Source organism: Spirillospora sp. NPDC000708 (genome assembly GCF_040299565.1).
In the GTDB taxonomy this organism is placed as follows: Bacteria; Actinomycetota; Actinomycetes; order Streptosporangiales; family Streptosporangiaceae; genus Spirillospora.
Genome location: NZ_JBEPCJ010000027.1, coordinates 60,405 through 65,295 on the forward strand (window position 1 = coordinate 60,405; position 4,891 = coordinate 65,295).

Here is a 4,891-nt window from a genome sequence, read left to right on the forward strand (position 1 = left end):
CAGCGACGCTCGCTCGCTTGCAGTAGCGAAACCGATTCCGGTCTGTGCGGTATCCGTTCCGGCAGGTCATAGTGCCATGGCGACCATAGTCCAAATGACGTTATATCGAAACGCGCCGGCCGTTTGTCTGCGGCATGGCACACGTTGAACACCTCGGGGCCGGCGCACCCGGTATACGCTCGGCCCACCGCACCGCGCCAATCGCCGCCAAAGATGCGGACGCCGCCAATATCGGCGGCTTATCCGACAGGCGCCGCCAACAGAAACGAGAAGCGTATGCCTGACGAATTAATGCACATCTCCGAAGGTTACGGCAAGATCGACGGCCGCTGCGCGGACCGGCGCGAGGACATCAAGAAGCGGATCTCGGGGCACCGGCCCGGCGCCCGCCTGCCGAAGGTGACCTACGACGCGGAGGAGAACGCCCTCTGGGAGACGGTGATCAGCCGGCTCCACAAGATCCATCCCACGACCGCCTGCCACCGCTACATCCAGGCGGCGGACCGCCTGGTGCTCCCGCTGGACCGCGTCCCCGACCTGCAGGCCGTCTCCGACGAGCTCCGCGACCACACGGGCTTCCAGCTGCTCCCGGCCGGAGACCTCGTCCCGCCCAAGGACTTCTACTGCGGCTTCACCGACAGCTACTTCTACAGCACCATGTACATGCGCTGCCCCGCGGTGCCGTTCTACAGTCCCGACCCCGACGTCCTGCACGAACTCGTCGGCCATGCCGTCATGCTCACCGACCCCCTCTTCGCCGACCTCTACCGGCTCTTCGGCGAGGCGGTCTCGCGGGCCCGGACCGGCGAGCAGATCGATCAGATCAGCAAGGTCTTCTGGTTCACGATGGAGACCGGCCTCGTCCGGGAATCGGGAAACCTGCGCGCCTACGGTGCGGCGCTCCTCTCCTCGGCCGGCGAACTGGAAGGCATGGACGAGGTCAGCCTGACGCAGTTCTCCATCGACAAGATGCTGCGCCAGCCGTACGACATCTACCAGTACCAGCATGTGCTGTTCGTCGTGGACTCCATCGACGTTCTCGCCCGCGAGATCCGCGCTTTCCTCGGCGACCTGCTGAGCGCCGGCGCCTGACCGCGCCCGACCGCGCCGTTTCACTCGTCCGGATCGGCCAATGCGGCGGCGTCGCCACCGAGCTCTATCTGCAGGCTGCTCATGCCCTGCAGGAAATTGGAATAGAGATAACGCTCCGGCGCCGTCTGCCGCATGCCGACGGCCGCGACGCGCAACGCGTCCAGCACCGCCGTTATCTCCGCCCGTCCCAGGTAGCCGCCGAGGCAGAAATGGCGGGCGTACCCGAGCGCCACGTGCTTGTTCGGCGCCCTGCCGAGGTCGAACCGGCCCGGATCGGGGAACACGGCCTCGTCCCGGTTGGCGGACGCGAACCACAGGGTGACCAGGTCGCCGGCCGCGATGCGCTTGCCGCCCAGCGTCGTGTCCGCGAGCGCGGTCCGGCCGAAGTGCATCGTGGGAGTCGTCCAGCGGAGCACCTCCTCGCACGCCGCCTCCGGGGTCACGGCACCGCTCTTCAGGGCCTCCCACTGGTCCGGGTTGTCCATCAGCGCCTTGACCGCGCCGATGATCGCGAGGCGGTTGGTCCCGTCTCCGCCCATGACGAGGCTGTAGCAGTTAAGGATGATCGTGATGTCGTCGAGCCGCTTGCCGCCCACCTCACCGGTCGCCATCAGGCTGATGGGATCCGACCCCAGGGACTTGCGGCGCTCCGCCACCAGGCCGGAGAAGTAGATCAGGATCTCCCGCCGCGCCGCGGGGTCCTCCCCGCTCTGCGATTCGTAGTCCAGGGACAGCGCCGACTTGGTCAGCTTGAAGACGTACTGCCGGTCGCCGGCCGGAACGTCCAGCAGGTCGCAGATCGTCTCCAGCGGCAGAACCGAGGCGATGTCCCGGGCGACATCGCAGCCGCCCCGCTCGATCGCCTCCGCGAGCAGGCGGCGCGCGGTCCGGCGGACCCGGTGCACGACGGGTTCCAGGACACGCGGGGCGAACGCCTTGAGCAGCAGCTTGCGCAGCTCGGTGTGGTACTCGCCGTCGGACACGGCCAGCATCCGGCCGCCGCCCGAATCGCCCCCGTTCAGCATGGTGGCGAGGACGTTGCCCTTCTCCGACGTGTACACGGTGTCGTCGCGGAGCACGTCGAGCACGTCCGCGTAACGGCTCACCACCCAGAAGCCCGGGCCGTAGTCGCTTTCCGGATGCCAGTGCACCGGATCCCGCTCCCGCAGCCCGCGCCAGATCTCGTCCATGTCGTGCGCGGCGAACGTCCGCGGATCCGCGAGATTCGGCACGGCAACGCCTGCAATATCGGCCATAGTGTTTCCCGCTCAGTTCTTGTTGAGAAATTCGATGATGGCGTCGTTGACCTCGGCGGGACGCTCCAGGTAACCCGAGTGCCCGCCGCCGGCGATCTCCACGAAATCGCAGTCCGGAATGGCGTCGGCCACCTCCGCGCCCAGATGCGGCGGTGTGATCAGATCGTCCGCGAACGCGATCACCCGGCACGGAGCCGTTATCGCCCGCAGGGCGGCCCGCCGGTCCGCGCCGGTCTCGATCCACGCCTGGCCCGGCGCGGTGCCGTTCGGAGCGGCCAGCCGGTACGCCCCGAGCCACGGCGAGACCGCGGCGTCGTCGTTCAAGGTCGCCGGGGAGAGCATCTGCAGGGCCGTCATGGCCGCCTGGTGGTCGGCCGGCGGCGCGGTCCCGCTCGCGAGGACCGCCCGTTCCGCCCTCTCCAGCGCCGCCCGGACCGTGTCGGAGCGCGACTTCGTCGATATCAGGACCGCGCAGCGGACGAGGTGCGGCCAGCGGATCGCGAGCTCCTGCGCGATCATGGCCCCGAGCGAGGCCCCGACGATCCGGCACGGTGCCGCCTGCAACGCCTCGATGACGCCTTTCGTGTCGGCCACCAGATCGTCGATGGAGTACGCGCCCGGGGGGACGTCGGACGGCGGGATCCCGCGGTTGTCGAGGGTGATGGCCTGGTAGCCGGCGCCGACCAGCGCGGGTGTCTGGTGCATCGTCCACACCCGCCCGGCCGCCGCCTGGCCCATGATCAGCAGCACCCGCTCGCCGCGGCCGTGCCGCTCGTAGCAGAGCCGGATTCCGTTGGTGTACACGTACGGCATGGCGGGCCCGACACTCCCTACCAGCGGATCTCGTGCTGCCCGTACAGGTGGTCGGCCTTGACTCCGTTGTCGGCGCACCAGTTCATGAACTCCGCCACCTGCTTGAGCTGGAAGGAGTCCTCGTTGTAGCTGGTCGCCATCACGTGCCCGACCAGCCAGTCCTCCTCCCCCATGGCGTACACGTAGGCCTCGTCGGCCCCGAGCTCGGTGACGATGGCGCCGGCCTGCTCGGCGTTGGAGCCGGACATCGTCCGCGAGTCGCTCATCTTCTTGGTCATCGGGCGGGTCAGCAGGGCCTGGTAGACCCACGTCAGCGGGGCGCCCGCGCACTCCATCCCGAGGAAGGCGACGTCGACCGGGCCCACGTGGGCGCGGATGTTCCGGTAGAGCGCGGGGTCGATGCCGGACGAGTCCGCGCCGACGAAGACCGTCCGCCCGCCCAGCCGCACGCAGTAGGTGCTCTTCGCGCGGATGTCCAGGTCGGCGTGCTCGCCCAGGAAGGGCGTCGCGATGACGCTCCCCCCGGGGAAGTCCACCTGCGCGTAGTCGTCCACCTCGACCACCGGCAGGCCGAGGCGGGTCAGGTAGAGCGCGAGGGACGGGTCGCTCAGGTTGCCGCGCGAGGACCGCGGCACCACCACGGTGCCGACCCGGCCGCGCAGCTGCATCAGCGTCTCGGGGACGACATGGTCCTGGTGCCCGTGGGTGAGCAGCACGAGATCGATGTGGTCCGGCAGGTCGCGGTAGGTGTAGCGGCCGGCCGCCGTACTGTCGGCGCTGACCCAGGGGTCGGTGACGATCGCGGCCTCGGGCGTCTGCATCACCAGGCTGGCATGCCCGAAGTAGCGGATCCGCGCTCCGTCGTCGACATGCCTGCTCGGCGCCAGGTCCGGCGCGTCGCACAGCAGCCCGGCCAGGAAGGCGCTCTGCTCGTCGTCGAGCTCCAGCGCGTCGCGGAGCCGGCCGAGCGTCGTGGGGGCGAGCCGGGCGCCGAACAGCTCCTCCAGGCCGGGGTGCCGGAACGGGAGATGGAGGTCGAGCACGTCCGGCCCCGGGAGCCGCGGCGTGCTCATGATGAACGGCCGCTCGATCCCCGTCTCGATGGACAGCTGCACCGACTGGCGGTCCTCGTCGTACAGCTCGCTGGAGTACACGACGGGTTCGAGGTAGCGGAGCTGCGCCTGGTTGTTGGTGTCGTACGCCACCTCCACCAGGCCGGAGAGGTCCGCCGGCAGCTTCGGGTACAGCGGTGTCAGGTCGAATCCCGTCGCCTGCTGGCGCACCATCTCCTCGGCGTCGGACACGGCCTCGGCGAAGCGGAGCATCGCGGCCCGATCGCGTTTGATCGACGCCAGCAGGTCGCGGACCTCGCCGCTGCGCTCCTCGTCGATGTTGACGAAGAATCCGCCCCTCATTTCCGGGTCCCTGCTGCTGTTGATATGGACCTTCGGCGCCTGCAGATACGCTTCCAGCATCGGCACCTGAAGATAGGCGAGGTTCATCGACGCCTGCACCGGCGCCAGCGTGTTCAGGGAAACGTAAAACCTGTCCACCAGCGGTTCGATGATGACGTTCGGCCGGAGAAACCTCGGCTCATTCTCCATCTGCGCTCCAGTCGTTTACCAACGGCTTTCGGGTCGCCGATCGACGCGGCAATATCATCACACGCGCCCGGGCCGGCCACTAAGCGTTTAACTGCGGCACCGCACCAGTTGCGAAGCGGTTTCCGG

General features: G+C 68.6%; 4 protein-coding genes. 1 reads left to right on the forward strand and 3 read right to left on the reverse strand.

Annotated elements, in window-relative coordinates:
• Window positions 1-276: 276 nt before the first annotated feature.
• A complete protein-coding gene (locus ABT299_RS20795; RefSeq protein ID WP_387029996.1) occupies window positions 277-1,092 on the forward strand; it encodes a phenylalanine 4-monooxygenase in 816 nt (271 codons plus the stop codon).
• Between the two features lie 20 nt (window positions 1,093-1,112).
• Here ABT299_RS20795 and ABT299_RS20800 read toward each other — a convergent pair whose 3' ends face one another.
• Genes ABT299_RS20800 through ABT299_RS20810 form a run of 3 tightly spaced genes read right to left on the reverse strand, consistent with a single transcriptional unit; the run spans window position 1,113 to window position 4,765 of the window.
• Window positions 1,113-2,324 carry a cytochrome P450 gene (locus ABT299_RS20800; protein WP_500251725.1) on the reverse strand — a complete coding sequence of 404 codons (1,212 nt, stop codon included), beginning with the start codon at window positions 2,322-2,324 and terminating at the stop codon, window positions 1,113-1,115.
• Between the two features lie 36 nt (window positions 2,325-2,360).
• Complete coding sequence (locus ABT299_RS20805; RefSeq protein ID WP_190858216.1) at window positions 2,361-3,161, reverse strand: alpha/beta fold hydrolase; 801 nt, start codon at window positions 3,159-3,161, stop codon at window positions 2,361-2,363.
• A gap of 17 nt (window positions 3,162-3,178) precedes the next feature.
• Window positions 3,179-4,765, reverse strand: coding sequence for an MBL fold metallo-hydrolase (locus tag ABT299_RS20810; protein ID WP_387030002.1), 1,587 nt, complete (start codon window positions 4,763-4,765; stop codon window positions 3,179-3,181).
• Window positions 4,766-4,891: the final 126 nt, after the last annotated feature.